Source organism: Acidovorax sp. Q11 (assembly GCF_054950075.1).
On record NZ_JBUDZG010000092.1, the window covers coordinates 1 to 803 of the forward strand.

An 803-nucleotide genomic window follows, 5' to 3' on the forward strand; every position below is an offset into this window, starting at 1 on the left:
GGCGGTCTCAAATCTGAAGTGCAACACCCTCACCGAGGGTAATGTACGCAAATGAGAACGAGATACGAACACTTGCAGCCAGAAGACAGAGTGACGTTGGCATCGCTGCGCCAGCAGGGCTGGAGCATCAGGGCCATAGCCCGCCTTCAAGGCCGCAGCCCCAGCACCATCAGCCGCGAGTTGCGGCGCAACGCCTGCCATGGCAGTTATGCCAGCGCGCCTGCGCAGCACCTGTGCCAGCAGCGGCGCATTCAGGCCAGGCCATGCCCCAAGCTGCACAGTTCCGGGGCTTTGTGGACTCTTGTCACCACCATGCTGTGCTGGCTGTGGTCGCCCCAGCAGATTGCACGCACACTCCAGCGCATGTATCCCCAAGAGCCCAGCATGCACGCCTCGCACGAGAGCATCTACACCGCCATCTATGCATACCCACGCGGTGAGTTGCGCCGCCAGCTCATCGCACTGCTGCGCCAAGGCAAGAGTACACGCCGCCCGCGTTCAGCAGGCTCTGATCGGCGTGGTCAGATTCCAGACATGGTCTCTATCCATGTTCGCCCACCCGAGGTCAGTGATCGCGTGATGCCGGGGCATTGGGAGGGAGATTTGATCAAGGGCGCTGGCAACAAATCGGCGGTGGGTGTGCTGGTCGAGCGCTCAACGCGCCTGGTGCTGCTGTGCAAGATGCCTGACGCATCCGCAGACAGTGCGCTGGCCGCGTTCACCAACAAGCTGCGCCAGATTGCACAGCCGATGCGCCAGACGCTCACCTACGACCAGGGCAAGGAGATGGCCCGGCACAAGGA

General features: G+C 62.4%; 1 protein-coding gene. It reads left to right on the top strand.

Going from position 1 to position 803, the window contains the following annotated elements; genetic code table 11:
* Positions 1-51 precede the first annotated feature (51 nt).
* Positions 52-803, top strand: a 752-nt coding sequence (locus tag ACYZGB_RS22805) for an IS30 family transposase (protein ID WP_462391271.1), incomplete at its 3' end; no start/stop codon positions are given.